The following is a 22,679-nucleotide window of genomic DNA, read 5'->3' as shown; positions in this document are numbered from 1 at the left end:
TCGCAGCCTGCGGCAGCGGCTACACAGTCCTGTAGCCGCTGCCGAGCCCCGGCGAGGCTGCGATCGAGCGCGCAGCGGTCGCCAGACGGGGCCAGCCCCGCCGCGGCATTCAAAGAATGCGGTACAGCAAGCGCTCGATCCGCACCCGGCTGACCCGGCGCAGGAATTTGCCGACGGCCGGCGGGTAGTCCACCAGGGTTTCCAGGTGCTGGAAGTGCTCGATGCGCCGGGTGTGGCGAAAGATCGTCTCCAGCTCCAAGCGCCGTGGCTCCAGGAGCTCGCCCTTGGGGTCGTCGAGCAGCAAGGCGTTTTCCAGGTCGAGGCGGAAGGCCCGCGGGTTGAGGTTGTTGCCGGTGAGCAAGGTGTAGCGCTGGTCCACCCACATGCCCTTGAGGTGGTAGGTATTGTCGCCATCGCGCCACAGGTGCAGGTTCAGGCGGCCGCTGTCGATGGCCTTCTGATGCCGCTTGGCGAAGCGCCGCAGGCTGATCTCGTAGAGATACGGCAGCGCCGCGATGACCTTGAACGGCTCGCTCGGCGGAATGTAGAAGTCGTTGGAGGTCTTGTCGCCGACGATGATGTCGATCTTCACTCCGCGCGCCAGGGCGCGGTTGATTTCCCGGGTCACCGCCAGCGGCAGGTTGAAGTACGGCGTGCAGATCGTCAGTTGCTGCTGGGCGCTGGCGATCAGCTCGCAGATGACCCGGCTCAGCGGGTTGTTCTTGCCCACCCCGAGCAGCGGGCTGACCGACAACTGATCCTTGAGCACCCCGCCGGCACTGGTGTCATAGGCCGCGTGCTTGAGACGGCTGCGCAGGTCGCCGATATCGTTGCGCAGGCTGCGGGTGGTCGGCAGGTTCGGCAGGTCCAGGCGATGCACCGCCCGCGACGCCACCAGGCCATGCTGGACCAGGTGCTGCATGGAATCGGCCAGCGCGCTGTTGTTTAGCAGGTGGTAGCGGTCGAAGCGGTATTTGTCGAACTTGTGCAGGTACACATTGTTCAGGCTGGCGCCGCTGTAGATCACGCAATCGTCGATCACGAAGCCCTTCAAGTGCAGCACGCCAAACAGCTCGCGGGTCTGCACCGGCACGCCGTACACCGGCACCACGCTTGCGTGGGTGCGGGTCATTTCCTGATACCAGGCCGAGTTGCCCGGCTGCTTGCCGGCGCCGATCAGCCCGCGCTGGGCGCGCAGCCAGTCGACCACGACCACCACGTCCAGCTCCGGACGCGCCGCCTTGGCGGCGTGCAAGGCATCGAGAATCTCCTGGCCGGCCTCGTCCTGTTGCAGGTACAGCGCGACGATATAGATGCGCCGGGTGGCCTGGGCGATCTTCTCCAGCAGGCAACGGCGGAATTCGGCGGCGCCATTGAGAATCGACAGGTCATCGGCAGCCAGCGGGAAGCTGCGCAACTTGGGCAGCAGGGAACGTTTGAAAAGCGACGGCATAGGGCTCGCAGAAGTTCGAATCCGGAAGAGCGCAAGAGCTTACACCAAGGTGCCGGTTCGGGTCTTGCGGGTCGCTGTGAAGATTTGTCGCCAGGCCTGCTGCCACTTGGCGCAAAACGGCTCGCGACGGCTGAGCCACGGCGACGACCGGCAACTTGAAAATAATATATTGACCAAGGAGAACGATCGTTCTACTGTACGCCACATGAACGAAATCACTAGCAACGACACACGCGACATCATTCTGGATGTCACCGAAAAGTTGATCTACAAAAGTGGCATTGCCGCCACGGGCATGGATCTTCTGGTGAAAACCGCCGGCGTCTCCAGAAAAAGCATCTACCGCTACTTCACCACCAAGGACGAACTGGTGGTGGCAGCCCTGCAACGCCGCGACCTGCGCTGGATGCACTGGTTCCGGAGCGCCGTGGACAAGGCGCCGACCCCGGCCGCGCGCCTGCTCAACCTGTTCACCGTGCTCGGCGACTGGTTCGCCTCGGAGGACTTTCGCGGCTGCGCCTTCATCAATACCAGCGGCGAAACCGGCGACCCGCAGGACCCGGTACGCCTGGTGGCCAGGCAGCACAAAGAAAAACTGCTCGATTACGTGTTCGAACTCTGCAAGGAACACGCGAGCGAAAAACCTGGCACCGCGGATCCCGGAGAGCAAGCCCGACAGCTGCTGATCCTGATCGACGGGGCCATTACCGTTGCACTTGTGATGGGTGATCGCAGTGCCGCCGATAATGCGCAATGCATGGCGCGAAAGTTATTGGACCTGTAATCGTTTAAAACAAGTTCGACACCTGCTGAACCTCAACTTTCATTGGAGACTATAAATGTCATCTAACGCTGAAGTTCGTCCGCCACTTCCCCCTTTCACCCGCGAATCGGCGATTGAAAAGATCCGCCTGGCCGAAGACGGTTGGAACTCCCGCGACCCGCAGCGAGTGTCCCTGGCCTACACCCTGGACACCCAATGGCGTAACCGCGCCGAGTTCGCCCACAACCGCGAAGAAGCCAAGGGCTTTCTGACCCGCAAATGGGCCAAGGAACTGGACTATCGCCTGATCAAGGAACTCTGGGCCTTTACCGACAACCGCATCGCCGTGCGTTATGCCTACGAATGGCACGACGACTCGGGTAACTGGTTCCGTTCCTACGGCAACGAGAACTGGGAGTTCGACGAGCACGGCCTGATGTCCAACCGTCACGCCTGCATCAACGACATGCCGATCAAGGAAAGCGAGCGCAAGTTCCACTGGCCGCTGGGCCGGCGCCCGGATGACCATCCGGGGCTGTCCGACCTGGGCCTGTAACCTTGTAGGAGCGCAGCTTGCGCGCGATGCTGGCGACGCGGTGTGTCCGCCAAACCGCTATCGCGAGCAAGCTGCGCTCCTACAGTCCACCTCAAGCCGCGGCATCCTCGCGCTTCAGCGCCGCCTTGGCCTCCAGCTCGCGCACCAGCGGCAATACGCGCTGGCCGAAGTACTCCACCTCCTCCTGGAAATGCAGGAACCCCGCCAGCACCAGGTCCACGCCCACGGCTTTCAAGGCGACGATACGCTCGGCGATCTGCTGCGGCGTACCGATCAGGTTGGTCTTGAACCCGTCGTTGTACTGCACCAGGTCCTCGAAGGTCGATTTCGCCCAATTGCCCTCGCCTTCCGGCGACGCTTTGCCGGCCTGCTTCGCCGCATCGCCAAAGGCGTTCACCGCTTCCGGATCGGCCTGGTCGATGATCTCGGCCAGCACCGCGTTTGCTTCCTCCTCGGTGTCGCGGGCAATCACGAAGGCATTGACCCCGACCTTCACCGAATGCTTGTTCGCCGCGGCCTTGGCGCGAATGTCGTCGACCTGCGCCTTGATGCCCTCCAGCGTGTTGCCGTTGGTGAAATACCAGTCGGAAACGCGTGCCGCCATGTCCCGCGCGGCGCGGGAACTGCCGCCCTGGAAGACTTCCGGCTGGCCCAGCGGCTTGGGCTTGAGGCTGTAATTGTCGAAACGGTAGAAATCGCCGCGAAAGCTGAAGTTGTCCTGGCTCCAGATGCCCTTGAGCGAGCGGATGAACTCTTCGGAGCGCCGATAGCGCTCGTCATGCTCCAGCCAGTGCTCGCCGATGGCCTGGAACTCGCCCTTGAACCAGCCGCTGACGATATTCACCGCGATGCGGCCCTGGGTCAGCTGGTCGATGGTCGCCAGTTGCTTGGCCGCCAGCGCCGGCTGCCAGGGGCCGGGCAGGATCGCGGCGATTACCTTGAGCTTCTCGGTGGCGGCCAGCAACGCATGGCTGAACGCCACGGATTCGTGCTGGAACTCGGCGCCGTAGCCGGCGGTGAAACGGATCTGGGTCAGGGCGTACTCGAAACCGGCGGCTTCGGCCAGTTGCGCCAACTTGCGGTTGTAGTCGATGCCCCAGTGGGTGCGCTGTTCGATCTTGCTGACCACCAGCCCGCCGCTGACATTCGGCACCCAGTAGGCAAATTTGATGGCTTGTTGAGTCATTGGCCCGTCCTCGCGATTGAAGTGTCCGGGGAACAGAGCAGCAACCGTGCCAGCCGCAACGCGCCCGATACCTGGATGCCTGTTGCCGCTGCCGCAGGCTGCGCAAAGGCCCGCAGGGCCTTCCTGCGTCGGCAAAAGCGGCGTCTGCTGCGCAGCCGATCGCAGCCTGCGGCAGCGGCTACAGATAGACCGTCGTCTGCTCAATCAACAGGTCGATTTGTTGATGCGCTGTTGGCTGGGCAACAGTTGCCGGTCCGCCAGCGGCTGCCGCGTCGCTGAATACGGGCGCCAGCCTGCCGGCACGGACTGTGCAATCGCCTCTGCAGAAACCCGTTTTTCACTGCCGATCGATTCAAGGAGCTGTCATGAGCGAACACCAGGTAATCAACCCGTTGTCCGTGGGCGTCGACTACGAGGCCCTGGCCGAGCGTTTCCGGCCGATCTTCAAGCGCATCGCCGCCGGCGCGGTGGCCCGCGAGCAATCGCGCAGCCTGCCGTACGAGGAAATCCTCTGGCTCAAGCAAGCCGGCTTTGGCGCGGTGCGGGTGCCGGTGGAATACGGTGGCGGCGGCGCCTCCCTGCCGCAGTTGTTCCAGCTGCTGATCGAACTGGCCGAAGCCGATTCCAACGTGCCGCAAGCCTTGCGCGGGCATTTCGCCTTCGCCGAGGACCGCCTCAACGCCGTCCCGGGGCCGGCACGGGACCTGTGGTTCAAGCGCTTCGTCGACGGCGACATCGTCGGTTGCGCCTGGACCGAGATCGGCAGCGTGGCCATTGGCGAGGTGATCACCCAGGTCTCGCCGGATGGCGACAAATGGCGGCTCAATGGCGAGAAGTTCTACAGCACCGGGAGCATTTTCGCCGACTGGATCGATGTCTATGCCCGGCGCAGCGACACCGGCGGCGACGTGATCGCCGCCGTGCGCAGCCGCCAACCGGGCATCTTGCAGAGCGACGACTGGGACGGCTTCGGCCAGCGCACCACCGGCAGCGGCACCTCGCGGTTCGTCGATGCCGAAGTGCAGACCGAGAACCTGATCGACTTCGCCACCCGCTTCAAATACCAGACCGCGTTCTATCAATTGGTGTTGCTGGCGACGCTGGCGGGCATCGGCCGCGCCGCCCTGCGCGACGTGGCCCAGGAGGTGCGCGCGCGCAAACGCGTCTACAGCCACGGCAATGCGCCGCGGGTCAGCGAAGACGCCCAGGTGCAGCAGGTCGTTGGGGAAATCTCGGCCTTGGTCTACGCCGCCGAGGCCAGCGCGGTGCGCGCGGCGGAACCGGCGCAGCAGGCCTACCTGGCGCGTTTTGCCGGTGACGCCGCCGCTGAGCGGGCGGCCAATGTCGCCGCGGAAATCCAGTCCGCCACAGCCCAGGTGGTGGTCAGCGAACTGATCCAGCGCGCCACCAGCGAATTGTTCAACGCCCTGGGCGCTTCGGCTATCCGCCAGGGCAACGCCCTCGACCGCCACTGGCGCAACGCCCGCACGGTGTCGTCGCACAACCCGGTGATCTACAAGGCGCGCATCGTCGGCGATTGGACAATCAATGGCAGCGAACCGCCATTTGTGTGGCAGATCGGCAACGGTCCGGAGCGCCAATAACCGCCTCGGCGCCCTCAACGTAGGAGCGAGGCTTGCCCGCGAAGGCCGCGCCACTATCCTGAAAGAGTTGTGGCGCTTGTGAGGGCCTCATCGCGGGCAATCGAGCGTCGACCGGCCGCCCCTACAGAATTGGGACGGTCGCGAGCGTGAAAGGTTATGGGTAAGATATCGCCCCTTCGCGCAGCCCTTCTGCGCCCCGCCGATAAGCCGATCCCATGCCTTTCGAACTCAGCGTAGATTTGACCACCCTCGCCATTCTTGCCCTCGTCGCCTTCGTTGCCGGCTTTATCGATGCCATCGCCGGCGGCGGCGGCCTGCTCACCACACCGGCATTGCTCACCGCCGGCCTGCCCCCGCATCTGGTGCTGGGCACCAACAAGCTGAGTTCGACCTTTGGCTCGGCCACCGCCAGCTTCACCTTCTACCGGCGCAAGCTGTTCCACCCGCGGCAATGGACCCACGCCATAGTCGGCACCCTGGTTGGCGCCCTGACCGGCGCGGTGGTCGCCCATTACCTGCCGGCCGAATGGCTGAACAAGATGCTGCCGGTGATCGTCTTCGCCTGCGGCGTGTACCTGTTGTTCGGCGGCACGCCGAAGGCCCCGCTGGACAGCGAAGCACCGATCAAGAAAACCTGGCAATCGACCCAGGGCTTCAGCCTCGGCTTCTACGACGGCGTGGCCGGCCCCGGCACAGGCGCGTTCTGGACCGTCAGCAGCCTGCTGCTCTACCCCATCGACCTGGTCAAGGCCAGCGGCGTGGCGCGCAGCATGAACTTCGTCAGTAACGCGGCGGCGCTGTCGATCTTCATCTTCTCGGGCCAGGTGGATTGGGCCATCGGCCTGAGCATGGGCCTGTCGTTGATGGTCGGCGCCTTCTTCGGCGCCCGCACCGCCATCAGCGGCGGCGCGAAATTCATTCGCCCGGTGTTCATCACCGTGGTCCTGGGCCTGACCGTGCGCCTGGCCTGGCAGCACTGGTTCAGCGCCGTTTGAGCCGCTGAAACGACAGCGGGCGAACCCGATGGATTCGCCCGCTGTTTTTTTCCAACTCCTTGCGGCCGGCGCTCAACCCGGCAAGACAGGCTCCGCCAACCCCAGGCGCCGGGCCACGTACAGATCGATCAGGTAACGGGCGATCGAACGTGACGCCGGCAGCGGCGGCAACTCATGCACGTTGAACCACTGCGCATCCTCGATCTCGTCTTCCTGCGGCACGATCTCGCCGCTGGCGTACTCGGCATGAAAGCCCAGCATCATCGAATGCGGGAACGGCCAGCACTGGCTGCCGATGTACTGGATGTTCTTGACCTCGATCTGCACCTCTTCGCGCACCTCGCGCACCAGGCAATCCTCGGCCGACTCGCCCGGCTCGGCAAACCCGGCCAGGGTGCTGTAGACCCCGGGGACAAAGCGCGGCGAACGGGCCAGCAGCACCTCGTCGCCACGGGTGATCAGCACGATCATGCTCGGCGAAATCCGCGGGTAGCTGCGCAGGTCGCACGGCTCGCAGTACATCGCCCGCTCGCGCACCACCTGGGTCATGGGCTGGCCGCAATTGCCGCAGAAACGGTGTTCGCGGGCCCAGGTGCCGATCTGCGCGGCATAGCCCAGGAGTTTGTAGAGGGTATGGTCGCCGTCGAGCATGAAGGCCCGCAGGCCTTTCCAGTTGCAGCCCGGCACCTCGGAAACGCTCTTGAGCTCCAGCAGGTAGACCGGCTCGCCATCGAGATGGCCGATGCCATGCTCGGCGAGGACCGACAGGTCCTGGCGCTTGAGCCATTCGCGGGGGAACAGCGCGCCGTTGTCGTCGAACAGAAAGCCTTGCGGGCCCCGGGCCACGGCCCAGCCGCCGGGAAGGTCGATATCCAGTACTGCGGTGGTCCAGCGTGAAGTCATGTTCAATCAGTCCAGAAATTCGGGTTTCTGTTTGCTCATATGGGCGGCCATGGCCACGCGCAGGTCGTTGGATTGCAGCATGGCGGCGTTCCAGGTAGCGATGTATTCCAGGCCGTCGTCGATGCGGTGGTCGCGCATGTAGCTGATCATTTCCTTGGTACCGCTGACGGCGATCGGCGACTTGCTGGCGATTTCCCGGGCAATGCCCATCACGCCGTCGAGCAGGCTTGCGCTGTCGGCGTAGGTGCGATTGACCAGGCCGATGCCGCGCGCTTCCTCGGCGCCGAAAGTGCGTCCAGTGTAAGCCAGTTCGCGCAGCATGCCGTCGCCGATGATACGCGGCAAACGTTGCAAAGTGCCGACATCGGCGGCCATGCCGATATCGATTTCCTTGATCGAGAATTGCGCGTCCTCGGCGGCGTAGCGCATGTCGCAAGCGGCGATCAGGTCGATGGCGCCGCCCAGGCAGTAACCCTGGATCGCCGCCAGCACCGGCTTGCGGCAACTGTCGACGGCATTGAAGGACGCCTGCAGCTGGAGGATCTTGCGCCGCAGCAGGCGCGCGTTGCGCCCGACATCCTTGCCCAGCTCGTTGGCCACGCCGGCCAGCATCATCAGGTCGATGCCGGAAGAAAAGTGTTTGCCGGCGCCGCTCAGGACCACCACGCGGACCGCGTCGGTGTCGTCGATCCAGCGGAAGATCTCGATGATTTCGCTCCAGAACGCGGCATTCATCGAGTTGATCTTTTCCGGCCGGTTGATCTGCACATGGGCGATGTTGTCAGCAAGTTCGACACGAAAGGCTTGATATTCGGACATGGCAGTAATCCTTACCGGGCAAAAAAATGGAGGCCCGAACTATAGCAAGGGCCCGTGTTGCGCAGTAAGGCAGCGCATCGGCCAAAACCGGGACTGGCAACGTCGCGGCCCATTGCAAAAGCCGCGCACGATCAGCGAATTTTTTGTGTGCAGAACGCCGCGGTCTCGTAAGGCACGTTGACCACGGACTGGCCCCGCAGCTCCGGCTCGGCGGCAATCAAGGCGGCAATCTGCCGGTCCACTTCCGCCCGTGCGGCCTCCGGCAAGGCGGCGATAAAGCTGGTGGAGCGCACCCGATCGAAAATCACGTTCTGCGGCGCGCCGCTGTGGCTATTGCTGAAATGCTGTTCCTGCAAGGGCGTGAACCGCGGATGGGGAAAGGCCTGGCGCCAGGCCCCGGTGTAATAGCGCGGCGTATCGCCTTGCAGCGCGTTGACGATCCGGTCCAGGCGCTGTACCCAAGGCACCCGCACATCGCGCTGGTTCCACACCAGGCCCAGGCGGCCGCCGGGCTTGAGCACCCGGGCGATTTCGTTCAACGCCTCATGGCTGGCGAACCAATGGAAAGCCTGGGCGCAGACCACGGCATCCACCGACTCGTCGGCCAGCGGAATGGACGTGGCGGTGCCATTCAGGGCTTCGGCCTGCGGATGGCTGGCAACCAGCTTGGCCAGCATCTGCGCCACCGGCTCCACGGCAATCACCCGCGCCCCGGTGGCCAGCAGGCGCCCGGTGAACTTGCCCGTGCCGGCGCCCAGATCGACCACCACCTGGCCAGCCTGCAAGCCCAGGCGGGTACGCAGCCATTGGTCCAGGGCCGGCGGGTAATCGGGGCGGCCCCGCGCATAAGCCTCGGCGGCACCCTTGTAGCCGTCGGCGGCGGCATGATGGATCGAAGGTTGCGGATCTTTCATCGGTCGGCTCCAGATCGTTGGCCAATGCTGCCCAGCATAGCCCCAGCCAGGCGACTGACGGCAGGAAAAAACGCTCGGTCTGGGCGGCGCGCCCAGGGCGATGGACCTTTAATGGAGGGACCGCTATCGCATGGAGATTGCGCGATGAACATCCATCCCCTCGCCTTCGGCGCCCCGCTGCTGCTTGCCGGCTGCTTGCTGGGCAACGGCCTGGCGGCCGCCCCCTACTGCCCGGACGGCCAGGTCTGGGACCGCAAGAACCAGCGCTGCGTCAGCCAGCGCACCACCTGGCTCCCCGACGCCGGCCCCGCCGAATATGCCCGGAGCCTGGCCAGCCATGGCCGCGAGGCAAAGGCCAGCGGCACGACCTGACGCCAGACGGTGCCTGCGCGCTGACCGGCGGAGCGGTGCCCTGGACCGGGCGCGCTATGCTCTCGGAGAATGGACTGAACGCACAACCTCAGGGAGCTTGCACATGGCTATTACCAAAACCTCGAGCAGCCGCCGCTCGCGCAAAGCGCTGCTGGTCATCGACGTACAGAACGACTTCATCCCCGGCGGCGCGCTGGCCGTGCCGGAGGGCGACCAGATCGTGCCCTTGATCAATCGCCTGGGCGGCCACTTCAAGCAGGTGGTGATTGCCCAGGACTGGCACCCGGCCGGGCATATTTCCTTCGCGTCCAGCCACGAAGGCCACGCGCCCAACGACATCATCCAGCTGCCCTATGGCCCGCAGGTGCTCTGGCCAGACCATTGCGTGCAGGCCAGCCGCGGCGCCGAGCTGCACCCCAAGCTCAACCTGCCGCATGCCCAGTTGATCCTGCGCAAGGGCTGTAATCCGGATATCGACAGCTACTCGGCCTTTGTCGAGGCCGATCGCACCACCACGACCGGCCTGGCCGGCTACCTGAGCCAGCGCGGCGTCGATACGGTGTACCTGGTGGGGCTGGCGCTGGACTATTGCGTGGCCTGGTCGGCCCTGGATGCGCGGGCGGCGGGGTTCAACACCTTCGTGATCGTCGACGCCTGCCGGGCCATCGACCACGACGGTTCGCTGGACAAGGCCACCCGGCAGATGCGCGCGGCGGGGGTGAACCTGATCAAGGCCAGCGAGCTACAGCCAACCGCGCTGTGCTGAAGCAACAGGTTGTGTAACGCCTGGCCGGGCGTGCCCGGCGCAGGGAATGCCCAGCCCGGCCAGGCTCAGGCCTGGGCCGGCAGCCACAGGCGAAAGCGCGCGCCGCCCAGCGGCGAGGCTTCGACGGTCAGGCTCCCGTCCTGGGCTTCCAGGGCCCGACGGCTGATGGCCAGGCCGAGGCCGAAACCGCCGGTGGCGCGATCGCGGCTGCGGTCCAGGCGGTAGAACGGCTCGAATACCCGCTCGCGTTCGTCGTCGGGAATGCCGATGCCGTCGTCGTCGACCCAGATTTCACAGCCGTGGTCGCTGACCCGCACCCCCACCTGGATACGCTTTTCGCAATAGCGCGTGGCGTTGCGCAGCAAGTTCTGGATCGCCCGGGCGGTCAGCCGCGGGTCGAGGGTGAAGCGCTCCAGGTGGCCGTGCAGCAGCACGTCGATGACGATGTCCGGCGATTCCAGCTCGTCGTCGACGCTGCCCAGGATGCTGTCGATGAACTCGTCCAGCGACACTTCGACCTGTTCCGGCAATTGCGCCGGGTTCTGCAAACGGCTGTAGGACAGCAACTCGAGCACCAGCTCGTCCAGCTCGCGGATATGCGCCACCAGCCCTTGCAGGCGTTCGCGGCTGGTTGCCGGCAGGTCGTCGGAGAGCGCCAGCGCCAGGCCGAAGTCGAGACGGGTCAAGGGCGTGCGCAACTCGTGGGACACCGCGTTGAGCAGGTCGCGTTGCTGGTTCAGCAGGTTTTCGATGTCGCCGGCCATGGTGTCGAAGACCTTGGCCAGGCTGCCGATGTTGGAGCTCGAGGGGATCTGCGTGCGCTCGCTCAAGTAGCCCTTGCCGAAGCGCTCGGCGGCGTGTTTCAGGCGCTCCAGGTCGCGCCAGTGCGGCCGCAGCCAGACCAGCAGGCAGGCGAGCATGGTCGCGCCGATCAGCACGTTGATGCTCCAGTACAGCAGGCTGACGTCGATCGGGTCCGGCGGCACCACCATCTGCACCGCCATGTGTTCGTTCAGTGGCGTCACCGCGAGGGTGCGCCAGCCCCAGTCGCCGACCCGCACCACGTTCTCGCCGCGTTGCAGGCGTTCGCGCTCGTAGAGGGTGAAATCGGCGTCGTCGTTGCGGGTCAGCACGATGTGCAGCGGCTGGAATTCCTCGTCCATTTCCGCGGCCAGGGCCGGCCACTGCTCTGAGGGTACGCCGTGAAACTGCTTGACGATCAGGGTTTGCAGGCCGCGGGAGTAATCCAGGTTGTAGGTCAGAAAGCGTTCGTGGAAGACCTTCACCACCAGTTCCGGCACCAGGTAGATCGCCGCGCTGAACGAGACGATGGTCACCAGGTACAGGCGAATCAGGATTCTCAGCATCGGCTCAGCATTCCCATTCGGAACGGCTGAACAGGTACCCCTTGCCCCACACGGTCTTGATCTTGCGCGCCTCGCCGGCGTGGTCGTCGAACTTGCGCCGCAGCTTGGAAATCGCCACGTCCACCGAGCGATCGGTGCCGTTGAATTCGATGCCCCGCAAGCGTTGCAGGATCTGGTCGCGGCTCAGCACCTCGCCGGCGTGCCGGGCCAGCACCACCAGCAGGTTGTATTCGCCGCTGGACAGCTCCACCAACTGGTCGCGCCAGCTCACGGTGCGCTCCGACAGGTCGATGCACAGGTTGCCCATGAGAATCCGGTCGCTGGCGGTCTGCGGCTCGCCGAGGCTGCTGCGGCGCAACAGGGTGCGCACCCGCGCCAGCAGCACGCGGGGCTCGCAAGGCTTTGTCACATAATCGTCGGCGCCCATTTCCAGCCCCAGCACCTGATCGTGGCTATCATCGCGGGCGGTCAGCATCAGGATCGGCAGCGACGCCGAGTCGGCCCGCAGCAGGCGGCAGACCTGCAGGCCGTCGAGGCCGGGCAGCATCAGGTCGAGGATCACCAGGTCCGGTGGATTGACCCGCGCCCGTTCACGCACCTGGTCGCCGCGGCTGATGACATTGACCTGATAGCCGTTGCGCTCCAGATAGCTGGCAATCAGTTCAGAGAGCGCGGGGTCGTCTTCGACCAGAAGGATGTTGGGCATGGAGAGTCCAGAAAAGGCAGTTGTGACTGATGATTGTTGATCGCGAGCAACGCTCACCAGACAGCGATGACGAAGTTGAGCTCGCAAAGGATATACAACCTCGCGGATAGGCGAGCGTTCACTTCACACTTTTTCACACAGCACCTACACAGCTTCACAGCGGTTTTGGCGGCATGCCCTTAGCATGCCGCAGTCATTATTGGGGTATCAGCATGTCGAAAAACCTGTTTGCGCCGTTCTGCCTGTTGTTGCTGGCAGCCGCGCTGAGCGCTTGCGACCAGGCCTCCACCGCCGAAGAACAGGCGCCGTTGGCCAAGGTCCGTGTCGAAACCGTCGAGACTCGCCCGCTGTCGATCAGCAGCGAGCTGAGCGGGCGCATCGCCGCGCCGCGCATCGCCGAGGTGCGCGCACGGGTGGCCGGTGTGGTGCTGCAGCGGACTTTCCGCGAAGGCACCGACGTCAAGCAGGGCGATGTGCTGTTTCGCATCGACCCGGCGCCGTTCAAGGCCGACCTCGACAGCGCCCTGGCCAGCCTGCGCAAGGCCGAGGCCAACGCCTTCCAGGCCCGGCTGCAGGAACAGCGCTATGCGCAGTTGATCGATGACCAGGCCATCAGCGCCCAGGAATACGACAATGCCCGGGCCAACGCGCGCCAGACCGCCGCCGACGTAGCCGCCAACCAGGCCGCCGTGCAGCGCGCCCGGCTGAACCTGGGCTACGCCACCGTCACCGCGCCGATTTCCGGGCGCGTCGGCCGCGCCCTGGTCACCGAAGGCGCGCTGGTGGGCCAGAACGAAACCACGCCGCTGGCGCTGATCCAGCAACTGGACCCGATCCACGCCGACCTCACCCAATCGACCCGCGAACTCAACGACCTGCGCCGCGCCTTCCGCGCCGGCCAGTTGCAGCAGGTCGGCCAGGACCAGGCCAAGGCCACGCTGATCCAGGACGACGGCAGCCTCTACCCGCTGCCGGGCAAGCTGCTGTTCGCCGACCTCAGCGTCGACCCGAGCACCGGCCAGATCATCCTGCGCAGCGAGTTTCCCAACCCGGACCTCGACCTGTTGCCCGGCAGCTTCATTCGCGTGCGCCTGGAGCAGGCGGTGAACCGCCAGGGCATCAGCGTGCCGCAGCGGGCCATCCAGCGCGACAGCGCCGGCATCGCCCAAGTGCTGCTGGTGGATGCCGAGCAGCGCGTGGTGCAGCGGTCGGTGCAACTGGGCGCCGCGCAACAGGACCGCTGGATCGTCAGCGAAGGCCTCAAGGCCGGCGACCGTATCGTCGTCGAGGGCCTGCAGCACGCCCGTCCCGGCGAAAAGGTGCAGGTCGACGACAGCCCTCTTCCCCTTGCCCAGACCACTGGACAGTAGGTAGGAATCCTCATGCCGCAATTCTTTATCGACCGCCCGGTGTTCGCCTGGGTGGTCGCCCTGTTTATCCTGCTGGCCGGCGCCCTCGCCATCCCGCAGTTGCCGGTGGCGCAGTACCCCAACGTCGCCCCGCCGAGCATCGAGATCTACGCCGTGTACCCGGGCGCCTCGGCGCAGACCGTGGACGAAAGCGTGGTCAGCCTGATCGAGGAAGAGCTCAACGGCGCCGATCACCTGCTGTATTTCTCGTCCCAGAGCAGCCTGGGCAGCGCCACCATCACCGCCACCTTCCAGCCGGGCACCAACCCGGAAATGGCCCAGGTCGACGTGCAGAACCGCCTCAAGGCGGTGGAGCCACGCCTGCCGCAAGCGGTGACCCAGCAAGGCCTGCAGGTGGAGAAAGTGTCGGCCGGCTTCCTGCTGCTGATCACCCTCACCTCCAGCGACGGCAAGCTCGACGACACCGCGCTCAGCGATTACCTGGCGCGTAACGTGATGAACGAGATCCGCCGCCTGGACGGCGTCGGCAAGGCCCAGCTGTACGGCGCCGAGCGGGCCATGCGGGTGTGGATCGACCCGCAGAAGCTGATCGGCTTCAACTTGAGCCCGGCCGACGTCAACGCGGCGATCGTCGCGCAGAACGCCCAGGTTTCGGCTGGCAGCATCGGCGACCTGCCGAGCCGCTCGACCCAGGAAATCACCGCCACGGTGCTGGTCAAGGGCCAGCTGTCGACCCCCGAAGAGTTCGCCGACATTGTCCTGCGGGCCAATCCGGACGGCTCCACGGTGCGCATCGGCGACGTCGCCCGGGTAGAAGTCGGCAGCCAGGAATACCAGTTCTCCACCCGCCTCAACGGCAAGCCTTCCACCGCCGTCGGCGTGCAGCTGTCGCCGGGGGCCAACGCACTGAACACCGCGACCCTGGTGCGGGCGAAGATGGACGAGCTGGCGCGCTACTTCCCGGCCGGCGTGGAGTACAAGATCCCCTACGACACCTCGCCCTTCGTCAAGGTCTCGATCACCAAGGTGGTCTACACCCTGGGCGAAGCCATGTTGCTGGTGTTCGCGGTGATGTTCCTGTTCCTGCAGAACATCCGCTACACGCTGATCCCGACGCTGGTGGTGCCGGTGGCGCTGATGGGAACCTTCGCCACCATGCTGGCGCTGGGTTTCTCGATCAACGTGCTGACCATGTTCGGCATGGTCCTGGCCATCGGCATCCTGGTGGACGACGCCATTGTGGTGGTGGAGAACGTCGAGCGGATCATGGCCAGCGAAGGCCTGCCGCCCAGGGAGGCGACGCGCAAGGCCATGCAGCAGATCACCGGCGCCATCGTCGGCATCACCCTGGTGCTGGTGGCGGTGTTCCTGCCGATGGCCTTCATGCCGGGTTCGGTGGGCGTCATCTACCAGCAGTTCTCGCTGTCGATGGCCACCTCGATCCTGTTCTCGGCGTTCCTGGCCCTGACCCTGACCCCGGCCCTGTGCGCCACCCTGCTCAAGCCGATCGCCAAGGGCGAGCACCATGAAAAAGGCGGCTTCTTCGGCTGGTTCAACCGGCGTTTCGAGAACCTCAGCGACGGCTACCAGCGCTGGGTCGCCTACGCACTGAAACGCTGCGGCCGCTACCTGCTGGTGTACGGCGTGCTGCTGGTGGGCCTGGGGCTGCTGTTCAGCCGCCTGCCCTCTTCGTTCCTGCCGGTGGAAGACCAGGGCTACACCATCACCGACATCCAGCTGCCACCGGGCGCGAGCAAGAACCGCACGGTGCAGGTGGTGGAGCAGATCGAAGCGCACAACGCCAGCGAGCCCGGGGTGGGCGACAGCACGGTGATTCTCGGCTTCAGCTTCTCCGGCAGCGGGCAGAACGCCGCGCTGGCCTTCACCACGCTCAAGGACTGGGCGCAACGCGGCAGCGACGATTCGGCGCAATCCATCGCCGATCGCGCCAACATCGCTTTCAGTGACCTCAAGGATGCGATTTCCTACGCTGTGCTGCCGCCGCCGGTGGATGGCCTGGGCACCTCCAGCGGCTTCGAGTTCCGCCTGCAGGACCGTGGCGGCCTCGGCCATGCCGCGCTGATGGAGGCCCGCACCGAGTTGCTGGCCGCCGCGGAGAAAAGCCCGATCCTGACCAATGTGCGCGAAAGCGCCCTGGCCGAAGCGCCGCAGGTGCACCTGGAAGTCGACCGCAAGCAGGCCAATGCCCTGGGCGTGTCCTTTGCCGACATCGGCAACGTGCTGTCCACCGCGGTGGGTTCCAGCTATATCAACGACTTTCCCAACCAGGGGCGCATGCAGCGCGTGGTGGTCCAGGCCGAAGGCGATCGACGCAGCCAGGTCGAAGACCTGCTGAAAATCCATGTGCGCAACAACCTCGGCAAGATGGTGCCGCTGTCGGCCTTCGCCGAGGCGCGCTGGACCCAGGGCCCGACCCAGCTGACCCGCTACAACGGCTACCCGGCCATCAGCATTTCCGGCGAGCCGACCCCGGGCCACAGCACCGGCGAGGCCATGGCCGAAATCGAGCGCCTGGTCAGCCAGCTGCCGCCCGGCCTGGGCCAGGAATGGACCGGCCTGTCACTGCAGGAACGCCTGTCCGGCAGCCAGGCGCCGCTGCTGCTGGCGCTGTCGCTGCTGATCGTGTTCCTGTGCCTGGCGGCGCTGTACGAAAGCTGGTCGATTCCGACCTCGGTGCTGCTGGTGGTGCCGCTGGGCGTGCTCGGCGCGGTGCTGGCGGTGACCCTGCGTGGCATGCCCAACGACGTGTTCTTCAAGGTCGGGCTGATCACCATCATTGGCCTGTCGGCGAAGAACGCGATCCTGATCATCGAGTTCGCCAAGAGCCTGTACGACGAAGGCCACGACCTGGTGGACGCCACGGTGCAGGCTGCGCGCCTGCGCCTGCGGCCGATCGTCATGACCTCGCTGGCGTTCATCCTCGGCGTGGTGCCCCTGGCCATCGCCAGCGGTGCCAGCTCGGCCAGCCAGCAAGCCATCGGCACCGGGGTGATCGGCGGGATGATTACCGCGACCCTGGCGGTGGTATTCGTGCCGGTGTTTTTCGTGGTGGTGATGAGGCTGATTCGGCGCGGCGCTAAAAAACAGGTAGGCGTCACGCCCCCAGGAGCCGCTGAATAGTCATGCTGCGATGAGTCTTCAACGCACCGCGTCATCGTTGAAGGCTTATCGCGAGCAAGCTTCGCTCCTACGCAAGAGGCATGTAACCGCGGGGGCCACTGCCCTTGCGGTGGCATGCTAAGGTTTGCCGAAAACCCGCCATCGCGAGCCGTCATGTCCTTTCTTGTGCGTACCCACCCGCGCCTGACCATCGGCGCCGTTATCGGCCTGGCAACAGGCATCCTGGTTCCGGCCGACACCCTGATCAGCAAGATCCTCATTGGCTGGAATGCCGGGGTCTGGAGCTACCTGGCGATGATGGTCTGGCTCACCGCGCGGTCCGGGGCCGACGATGTGAAACGCATCGCCGAGATCGAGGACGAAAACGCCGGGCTGGTGCTGTTCATGGTCAGCATCGCCGCCATCGCCAGCCTCGCCGCCATCACCCTCTCGCTGTCCGACAGCAAGGACCTGGAAACCAGCCAGCGCCTGCTGCACTACGCTTTCACCGGCCTCACGGTAATCGGCTCCTGGCTGCTGATCGGGGTGATTTTCAGCGTGCACTACGCCCGCCTGTTCTACACCTGGGGCGGCAAGGACCCGGCGCTGCGCTTCGCCGAGGGCCTGACCACGCCCAATTACTGGGACTTCCTGTATTTCTCCTTCACCGTCGGCGTGGCGGTGCAGACCTCCGACGTCGGCGTCGCCACCCGCGAGCTGCGCAAGATCGTCCTGGCGCAGTCGCTGATCGGGTTCGTGTTCAACACCGCGATCCTCGGGTTCTCCATCAATATCGCCGCCGGGCTGTTCGGTTGAGGCCGCACAAATCTTCTAGACCTGCCCGGGCCGGCCGGCGCTAACTACCCTTCCCGCCCTTGCCACGGACCTTTCATGAACGCGCACAACTGGATCGATCTGGCCCAGGATGCCGACACCGGCATCGAGACCCTGCGCGCCCATTTCACCGGCCATGCCTACGACCCCCACTGGCATGACAGCTACCTGGTGGGCGTGACCGAACAAGGCGTGCAGCAGTTCCACTGCCGGCGCGAGCGCTTTCACAGCACCCCAGGCAAGGTGTTCCTGCTCGAACCGGGGGACATCCACGACGGCGATGCTCCCACCGAAGGCGGCTTCACCTACCGCATGCTGTACCTCGACCCGCACTGGCTGAAGCGTGAATTGAGCGCACTGTTCGAAGAGGCGCCGGCCGACAGCCAGCTGAGCTTCGCCGCCACCCTGGCCAGCGACCCGCGCCTGGCCCAGGCCACCAGCCATGCCTTCCAGAGCCTGCACCACGGCGAGCTGCGCATCGTCCGCCAGAGCGCCATGGACCAATTGCTCGACCAGCTCACCGGCCGCCTGCACTGGCGCAAGCGCTACCACCAGGACCCGCGCCTGCCGCTGGTGGCGCACAAGGCCCGCGACTACCTGCACGCCCATGCCCAGCAGGACATCAGCCTGGACGAGCTGGGCGCGGCCTGCGGCGTCGACCGCTTCCGCCTGGCCCGCGCCTTCAAGGCCGCCTATGGCCTGCCGCCCCACGCCTATCTGGTGCAGTTGCGCCTGGCCAAGGCCCGGCGTCTGCTGGCTCGCGGCAAGCAGCCGGCCGACGTGGCCATGGCCCTCGGTTTCGCCGACCAGAGCCATATGGGGCGCTGGTTCGTCCGTGCCTACGGCCTGACCCCGGCGGCCTACCGCAAGCGCTGCTCAAACCTTCCAGACGCCTGAGCCAGCGCCGGCGAAGATCGCCTCCCTCGATCTTTTCCGGAGCCTGCAACCTTGTCTTCCCTGCCCAGCCTGCTGCCCTTCCTGCTGTTCGCCTTCGTCGCCTCGATCACCCCGGGACCGACCAATATCCTGGTGCTGAGCAACAGCGCCCGCTACGGCTTCAAGGCCGCGCTGCCGATCATTCTCGGCGCCTGCGTGGCCGCCGCCGGCATCGTCATGCTGGTGGGCAGCGGCCTCGGCCGCACGCTGATGGCAGTGCCCGGCCTGCCGGGCGCCATGCGCTGGGCCGGGGTGTTCTGGCTGAGCTACCTGGCCTGGCAGATCTTCCGTGCGCCGGCCGCCGAACTCGATCCAGCGGCCGATCCCCGACACAGGCGCCTGGGCCTGCTGGGCGCCGCCAGCCTGCAATTGGTCAACCCCAAGACCTGGATGATGGCCCTGGCCGTGGTCAGCGTGTTCGCCGGCAACGGCGGCGAACGCCAGGGCCAGGTGCTGTTGCTGTCGCTGCTGTTCTTTTTCGTGTCCCTGCCTTGTCTTGGCGCCTGGGCACTGCTCGGCGCCGGCTCCGCCAGGCTGCTGCGCTCACCGGCGGCGCTGCGGCGTTTCAACCGGGGCATGGCGCTGTTGCTGCTGGCTTCGGCCTGGGCCAGCCTGTGGGCCTGAAGCCAGCGAGTCGAAATCGTGTGGGCTTTTTCGCGGGCAAGCCTCGCTCCTACGAAAAAACACCTCCCCATAGGAGCGAGGCTTGCCCGCGATCACCTGCAACGCAGGTGCCAGACACCTCCCTCTTCCGAAAAAGGCCGCCACCGGTCGATTGCATGACATTTTTTTCATCCCGCTGGCGCTGATCGCGCTTGACGACGAAAGCGCTTTGTTGTTTCCTGAAACCGGTTTCAACGATGCGTCAGAACGTCGCACCCGAAACCGCAAAACGCCCATAACAAGAATTCCAATAATCAGGTCGCAGCCCATGAACAGTTTTTCCGCCGCCCAGCGCAGCCGCGTCACCATGCTCGATGTCGCCGAACGCGCCGGGGTCTCCAAGGCCAGCGTGTCGCGCTTTATCGGCGAAGACCGCGCCCTGCTCTCCGACGCCATCGCCCTGCGCATCGAACAGGCGATAGCCGAACTGGGCTACCGCCCGAACCAGATGGCCCGCGGCCTGAAACGCGGGCGCACGCGCCTGATCGGCATGCTGGTGGCCGATATCCGCAACCCCTATTCGATTGCCGTGATGCATGGCGTGGAAACCGCCTGCCGCCAGCACGGCTACAGCCTGGTGGTGTGCAACACCGACCGCGACGACGAGCAGGAGCGCCAGCACCTGGCCAACCTGCGCTCGTACAACATCGAAGGCCTGATCGTGAACACCCTCGGCCATCACCTGGACGAACTGCGCGAACTGCATCGGGAAATGCCCATGGTCCTGGTGGACCGCAAAGTCGAGCAACTGCACAGCGACCTGGTCGGCCTGGACAATCCGCAGGCCGTGCGCTGCGCCATCGAGCATCTTCAGGAGCGCGGTTACCGCGACCTGCTGCTGGTCAGCGAACCCCACGACGGCACCAGCTCGCGGATCGAGCGCAGCCACAGTTTCAAGGCGCAGATCGAGCAGCGCCCGGCCTTGCAAGGCAAGGTGGTGGAAACCGGCGCCACGCTCAGCCAGCAACTGCAACAGTTCCTCGCCGCCCCCGGCCCCGGCCCGAAAGCCCTGTTCTGCGCCAACGGCGTCGCCGCCCTGGTCGCGACCCGGGCCTTGCGCGAGTTGGGCTGCGCGCTGTTCGAGGACATCGGTCTGATCGCCCTCGACGACCTCGACTGGTATCCGCTGGTGGGCACCGGCATCACCGCCCTCGCCCAGCCCACCGAGCGCATCGGCGCCAGCGCCTTCGAATGCCTGCTCAAGCGTTTGCGCGGCGATGTCGAGCCGCTGCGGGTGCTGGATTTCCCGGCCGAGCTGATCGTCCGTGGCTCCACCCGACAACGAGGCGACTCGGGAGTCGTGGTGCCGGTGTAGCCGCTGCCGAGCCTGCGAGGCTGCGATCGGCAACGCAGTTGCCGCAAACCTGCGTCCGCGATCTGCCTGGAAAACGCTTCGGCCGGGTGACGACGGCTACGCCGCCGATCGCAGCCTGCGGCAGCGGCTACAGGGAATGAGGCAAGCGCGGGAATGCTGGCAGCAAATTTTTTTGCGCTTTTTTTTGAAAAGAAATGAAACCGGTTTCAGAGGTCACAACCATGAATAAATCGCCTGTTTCCATCAGCCTTTCCAGCTACGGCGCCGACCGCGTCCGTGCGCAGGGCCAGGGCAGCTTCATCGAGGTGCTGGCCGCCGCCGGGGCCTCGCGTATCGAATGGCGCGAAGAATTACTCACCGTCGAAGAGCCGTCGCGACTGGCCCAGGCCACCCGCGAGCAGCAACTGGAAAGCGTGTTTTCTTCGCCGCTGGAGCTCTGGGTGGCCGGGCGTTCGCGGGCCAACCCGCAACTGGAACAGGCGCTGCAACGGGCCGAGGCCTTCGGCGCGAAAAGCCTCAAGGTATCCCTGGGTTATTTCACCGAACACAACGACCTGCCCCACCTGGGCCTGCTGTTGGCGCAATCGCCGGTGCACTTGCTGGTGGAAAACGACCAGACCCTGCATGGCGGGCGCATCGAGCCCTTCCAGCGCTTTTTCGCCGAGGTCGAGCGCCACCGCCTGCCGGTGCAGATGACCTTCGACATCGGCAACTGGCAATGGCAGGACCAGTCCGCCTCCGTCGCCGCGCGCCTGCTTGGCCGGCATGTCGGCTACGTGCACTGCAAGGCCGTGGCCCGGCGCGCCGACGGCAAGCTGGTGGCGATACCGCCGGGCATGGCCGACCTGCATCTGTGGGAGCAATTGCTGCGGCACATGACCCAAGGCGTGACCCGGGCCGTGGAGTACCCGCTGCAAGGCGAAGACCTGGTGCAATTGACCCGCGAACACGTCGCTACTCTCGCCCGCCTGGGCCAGTCCCGGTTGGAGAACGCCCATGTCTGAGCTCGATATCCTGTCGTTCGGTGAAACCATGGCGATGTTCGTCGCCGAACAGAGCGGCGACCTGGCCCACGTCGGCCATTTCCACAAACGCATCGCCGGCGCCGACAGCAACGTGGCCATCGGCTTGTCGCGCCTGGGCTTCAAGGTCGGCTGGCTGAGCCGGGTCGGCGCCGATTCCCTGGGGCGCTTCGTCGTCGACAGCCTGCAGGCCGAGGGCGTCAATTGCCGCTACGTCACCAGCGATAGCCAGCACCCCACCGGCTTCCAGCTCAAATCCCTGGAAGAACATGGCGACGATCCGCGGGTCGAGTATTTCCGCCGCGGTTCGGCGGCCAGCCACCTGAGCGTCGCCGACATCGCCCCGCAACTGCTGCGCGCCCGGCACCTGCACGCCACCGGCATTCCGCCTGCGTTGTCGAGTTCGGCCCGGGAGTTGTCCCACACCCTGATGGACAAGATGCGCGCGGCCGGGCGCAGCGTGTCCTTCGACCCGAACCTGCGGCCCAGCCTGTGGGGCAGCGAAAAACTGATGATCGACGAAATCAACCGCCTGGCCGCGCTCGCCCATTGGGTGCTGCCGGGCTTGAGCGAAGGCCGCCTGCTGAGCGGTTATGAAGACCCGGCCGACATCGCCGCGTTTTACCTGGACCAGGGCGCCGAGATCGTGGCGATCAAGCTCGGGGCCCATGGCGCCTATTACCGCACCCCGCTGCACGAAGGTTTCGTCGAGGCGGTAGCGGTCACCCAAGTGGTCGACACCGTGGGCGCCGGCGATGGCTTTGCCGTCGGCCTGGTCAGCGCCCTGCTGGAAAACCACAGCGTTGCCGAGGCCGTGCAGCGCGCCAATTGGATCGGCAGCCGCGCGGTGCAGAGCCGCGGCGACATGGAAGGTCTGCCGACCCGCGACGAATTGCCGGCGGCCGCTGCGCCGCCGATCGCCAGCAAGCCCGCTCCTGCAGAGGCCGCGCAAGCCCTGTAGACGCGAGCTGGCTGGCAACGACACCGTGAAAAAAGCTGAACCCTTGCACTACCT

Annotated in this window: 21 protein-coding genes; 14 read left to right on the top strand and 7 right to left on the bottom strand. The window is 65.5% G+C overall.

Going from position 1 to position 22,679, the window contains the following annotated elements; genetic code table 11:
* Positions 1–109: 109 nt before the first annotated feature.
* The gene (gene pssA, locus BLV20_RS01595; protein ID WP_092296019.1) at positions 110–1,453 is read right to left on the bottom strand and encodes a CDP-diacylglycerol--serine O-phosphatidyltransferase; all 1,344 of its coding nucleotides are present in this window, start codon (positions 1,451–1,453) and stop codon (positions 110–112) included.
* A gap of 205 nt (positions 1,454–1,658) precedes the next feature.
* Between pssA and BLV20_RS01590 the strand changes: the two genes are divergently transcribed.
* Both BLV20_RS01590 and BLV20_RS01585 read left to right on the top strand, forming a co-directional pair.
* Positions 1,659–2,237 (top strand): TetR/AcrR family transcriptional regulator, encoded by a 579-nt coding sequence (locus BLV20_RS01590; RefSeq protein WP_092296016.1) that lies wholly within the window; start codon positions 1,659–1,661, stop codon positions 2,235–2,237.
* 55 nt (positions 2,238–2,292) lie between these two features.
* Positions 2,293–2,772 (top strand): nuclear transport factor 2 family protein, encoded by a 480-nt coding sequence (locus BLV20_RS01585; RefSeq protein ID WP_092296013.1) that lies wholly within the window; start codon positions 2,293–2,295, stop codon positions 2,770–2,772.
* A 91-nt stretch (positions 2,773–2,863) separates the two neighbouring features.
* On the opposite strand, the gene sfnG is transcribed toward BLV20_RS01585, so the two are convergent.
* Positions 2,864–3,958: a dimethylsulfone monooxygenase SfnG gene (sfnG, locus tag BLV20_RS01580; RefSeq protein WP_092296010.1), complete on the bottom strand. Its 1,095-nt coding sequence runs from the start codon at positions 3,956–3,958 to the stop codon at positions 2,864–2,866.
* A gap of 365 nt (positions 3,959–4,323) precedes the next feature.
* Here sfnG and BLV20_RS01575 point away from each other — a divergent pair, with 365 nt between their 5' ends.
* Positions 4,324–5,562, top strand: a complete 1,239-nt coding sequence (locus BLV20_RS01575) for an acyl-CoA dehydrogenase family protein (protein ID WP_092296007.1) — start codon at positions 4,324–4,326, stop codon at positions 5,560–5,562.
* A 215-nt stretch (positions 5,563–5,777) separates the two neighbouring features.
* The gene (locus tag BLV20_RS01570; RefSeq protein WP_092296004.1) at positions 5,778–6,557 is read left to right on the top strand and encodes a TSUP family transporter; all 780 of its coding nucleotides are present in this window, start codon (positions 5,778–5,780) and stop codon (positions 6,555–6,557) included.
* A 72-nt stretch (positions 6,558–6,629) separates the two neighbouring features.
* Here the strand turns inward: BLV20_RS01570 and nudC are convergent, their stop codons facing one another.
* The 3 genes from nudC to BLV20_RS01555 form a co-directional block, all read right to left on the bottom strand.
* A complete protein-coding gene (nudC, locus tag BLV20_RS01565; RefSeq protein ID WP_092296001.1) occupies positions 6,630–7,460 on the bottom strand; it encodes an NAD(+) diphosphatase in 831 nt (276 codons plus the stop codon).
* Between the two features lie 6 nt (positions 7,461–7,466).
* Positions 7,467–8,279 (bottom strand): crotonase/enoyl-CoA hydratase family protein, encoded by an 813-nt coding sequence (locus tag BLV20_RS01560; RefSeq protein ID WP_092295998.1) that lies wholly within the window; start codon positions 8,277–8,279, stop codon positions 7,467–7,469.
* Positions 8,280–8,410: 131 nt separating this feature from the next.
* Positions 8,411–9,193, bottom strand: a complete 783-nt coding sequence (locus BLV20_RS01555; RefSeq protein WP_092295995.1) for a class I SAM-dependent methyltransferase — start codon at positions 9,191–9,193, stop codon at positions 8,411–8,413.
* Between the two features lie 144 nt (positions 9,194–9,337).
* On the opposite strand from BLV20_RS01555, the gene BLV20_RS01550 reads away from it, so the two are divergent.
* Complete coding sequence (locus BLV20_RS01550; RefSeq protein ID WP_092295992.1) at positions 9,338–9,565, top strand: hypothetical protein; 228 nt, start codon at positions 9,338–9,340, stop codon at positions 9,563–9,565.
* 103 nt (positions 9,566–9,668) lie between these two features.
* On the top strand, positions 9,669–10,331 hold the full coding sequence (pncA, locus tag BLV20_RS01545; RefSeq protein ID WP_092295989.1) for a bifunctional nicotinamidase/pyrazinamidase: 663 nt from the start codon (positions 9,669–9,671) through the stop codon (positions 10,329–10,331).
* A gap of 65 nt (positions 10,332–10,396) precedes the next feature.
* Here the strand turns inward: pncA and BLV20_RS01540 are convergent, their stop codons facing one another.
* Positions 10,397–11,698 (bottom strand): ATP-binding protein, encoded by a 1,302-nt coding sequence (locus BLV20_RS01540; protein ID WP_092295986.1) that lies wholly within the window; start codon positions 11,696–11,698, stop codon positions 10,397–10,399.
* A 4-nt stretch (positions 11,699–11,702) separates the two neighbouring features.
* Positions 11,703–12,404, bottom strand: a complete 702-nt coding sequence (locus BLV20_RS01535) for a response regulator (protein ID WP_007926528.1) — start codon at positions 12,402–12,404, stop codon at positions 11,703–11,705.
* A gap of 212 nt (positions 12,405–12,616) precedes the next feature.
* Here BLV20_RS01535 and BLV20_RS01530 point away from each other — a divergent pair, with 212 nt between their 5' ends.
* The 8 genes from BLV20_RS01530 (at position 12,617) to BLV20_RS01495 (ending at position 22,625) form a co-directional block, all read left to right on the top strand.
* Positions 12,617–13,774, top strand: a complete 1,158-nt coding sequence (locus BLV20_RS01530; protein WP_092295983.1) for an efflux RND transporter periplasmic adaptor subunit — start codon at positions 12,617–12,619, stop codon at positions 13,772–13,774.
* Positions 13,775–13,786: 12 nt separating this feature from the next.
* Positions 13,787–16,915 carry an efflux RND transporter permease subunit gene (locus tag BLV20_RS01525; RefSeq protein ID WP_092295980.1) on the top strand — a complete coding sequence of 1,043 codons (3,129 nt, stop codon included), beginning with the start codon at positions 13,787–13,789 and terminating at the stop codon, positions 16,913–16,915.
* Between the two features lie 153 nt (positions 16,916–17,068).
* Entirely contained in the window at positions 17,069–17,710 is a 642-nt protein-coding gene (locus tag BLV20_RS01520; protein ID WP_092295977.1) for a DUF1345 domain-containing protein, read from the top strand.
* A 75-nt stretch (positions 17,711–17,785) separates the two neighbouring features.
* Positions 17,786–18,625 carry an AraC family transcriptional regulator gene (locus tag BLV20_RS01515; protein WP_092295974.1) on the top strand — a complete coding sequence of 280 codons (840 nt, stop codon included), beginning with the start codon at positions 17,786–17,788 and terminating at the stop codon, positions 18,623–18,625.
* Between the two features lie 51 nt (positions 18,626–18,676).
* Positions 18,677–19,288, top strand: coding sequence for a LysE family translocator (locus BLV20_RS01510; protein ID WP_092295971.1), 612 nt, complete (start codon positions 18,677–18,679; stop codon positions 19,286–19,288).
* A 307-nt stretch (positions 19,289–19,595) separates the two neighbouring features.
* Positions 19,596–20,642 (top strand): LacI family DNA-binding transcriptional regulator, encoded by a 1,047-nt coding sequence (locus tag BLV20_RS01505; protein WP_092295968.1) that lies wholly within the window; start codon positions 19,596–19,598, stop codon positions 20,640–20,642.
* A gap of 221 nt (positions 20,643–20,863) precedes the next feature.
* Positions 20,864–21,646, top strand: a complete 783-nt coding sequence (locus BLV20_RS01500) for a sugar phosphate isomerase/epimerase family protein (protein WP_092295965.1) — start codon at positions 20,864–20,866, stop codon at positions 21,644–21,646.
* Positions 21,639–22,625 carry a sugar kinase gene (locus BLV20_RS01495; RefSeq protein WP_092295963.1) on the top strand — a complete coding sequence of 329 codons (987 nt, stop codon included), beginning with the start codon at positions 21,639–21,641 and terminating at the stop codon, positions 22,623–22,625. The genes BLV20_RS01500 and BLV20_RS01495 overlap by 8 nt, the downstream gene beginning before the upstream one ends.
* Positions 22,626–22,679: the final 54 nt, after the last annotated feature.

The organism is Pseudomonas sp. NFIX28 (genome assembly GCF_900107395.1).
GTDB lineage: Bacteria > Pseudomonadota > Gammaproteobacteria > Pseudomonadales > Pseudomonadaceae > Aquipseudomonas.
The sequence above is the reverse complement of the archived record's forward strand: the minus strand, read 5'-3'. Positions and strand labels throughout refer to the sequence as shown.

Bases quoted from the DNA above. Each gene is read 5' to 3' on its own strand.
- BLV20_RS01515 (WP_092295974.1), top strand. From the start codon at position 17,786: ATGAACGCGCACAACTGGATCGATCTGGCCCAGGATGCCGACACCGGC.
- BLV20_RS01555 (WP_092295995.1), bottom strand. From the start codon at position 9,193: ATGAAAGATCCGCAACCTTCGATCCATCATGCCGCCGCCGACGGCTAC.
- BLV20_RS01585 (WP_092296013.1), top strand. From the start codon at position 2,293: ATGTCATCTAACGCTGAAGTTCGTCCGCCACTTCCCCCTTTCACCCGC.
- BLV20_RS01560 (WP_092295998.1), bottom strand. From the start codon at position 8,279: ATGTCCGAATATCAAGCCTTTCGTGTCGAACTTGCTGACAACATCGCC.
- BLV20_RS01590 (WP_092296016.1), top strand. From the start codon at position 1,659: ATGAACGAAATCACTAGCAACGACACACGCGACATCATTCTGGATGTC.
- BLV20_RS01575 (WP_092296007.1), top strand. From the start codon at position 4,324: ATGAGCGAACACCAGGTAATCAACCCGTTGTCCGTGGGCGTCGACTAC.
- pssA (WP_092296019.1), bottom strand. From the start codon at position 1,453: ATGCCGTCGCTTTTCAAACGTTCCCTGCTGCCCAAGTTGCGCAGCTTC.
- BLV20_RS01570 (WP_092296004.1), top strand. From the start codon at position 5,778: ATGCCTTTCGAACTCAGCGTAGATTTGACCACCCTCGCCATTCTTGCC.
- pncA (WP_092295989.1), top strand. From the start codon at position 9,669: ATGGCTATTACCAAAACCTCGAGCAGCCGCCGCTCGCGCAAAGCGCTG.
- BLV20_RS01500 (WP_092295965.1), top strand. From the start codon at position 20,864: ATGAATAAATCGCCTGTTTCCATCAGCCTTTCCAGCTACGGCGCCGAC.
- BLV20_RS01520 (WP_092295977.1), top strand. From the start codon at position 17,069: ATGTCCTTTCTTGTGCGTACCCACCCGCGCCTGACCATCGGCGCCGTT.
- BLV20_RS01540 (WP_092295986.1), bottom strand. From the start codon at position 11,698: ATGCTGAGAATCCTGATTCGCCTGTACCTGGTGACCATCGTCTCGTTC.
- BLV20_RS01525 (WP_092295980.1), top strand. From the start codon at position 13,787: ATGCCGCAATTCTTTATCGACCGCCCGGTGTTCGCCTGGGTGGTCGCC.
- BLV20_RS01550 (WP_092295992.1), top strand. From the start codon at position 9,338: ATGAACATCCATCCCCTCGCCTTCGGCGCCCCGCTGCTGCTTGCCGGC.
- nudC (WP_092296001.1), bottom strand. From the start codon at position 7,460: ATGACTTCACGCTGGACCACCGCAGTACTGGATATCGACCTTCCCGGC.
- BLV20_RS01535 (WP_007926528.1), bottom strand. From the start codon at position 12,404: ATGCCCAACATCCTTCTGGTCGAAGACGACCCCGCGCTCTCTGAACTG.
- BLV20_RS01530 (WP_092295983.1), top strand. From the start codon at position 12,617: ATGTCGAAAAACCTGTTTGCGCCGTTCTGCCTGTTGTTGCTGGCAGCC.
- BLV20_RS01495 (WP_092295963.1), top strand. From the start codon at position 21,639: ATGTCTGAGCTCGATATCCTGTCGTTCGGTGAAACCATGGCGATGTTC.
- BLV20_RS01505 (WP_092295968.1), top strand. From the start codon at position 19,596: ATGAACAGTTTTTCCGCCGCCCAGCGCAGCCGCGTCACCATGCTCGAT.
- sfnG (WP_092296010.1), bottom strand. From the start codon at position 3,958: ATGACTCAACAAGCCATCAAATTTGCCTACTGGGTGCCGAATGTCAGC.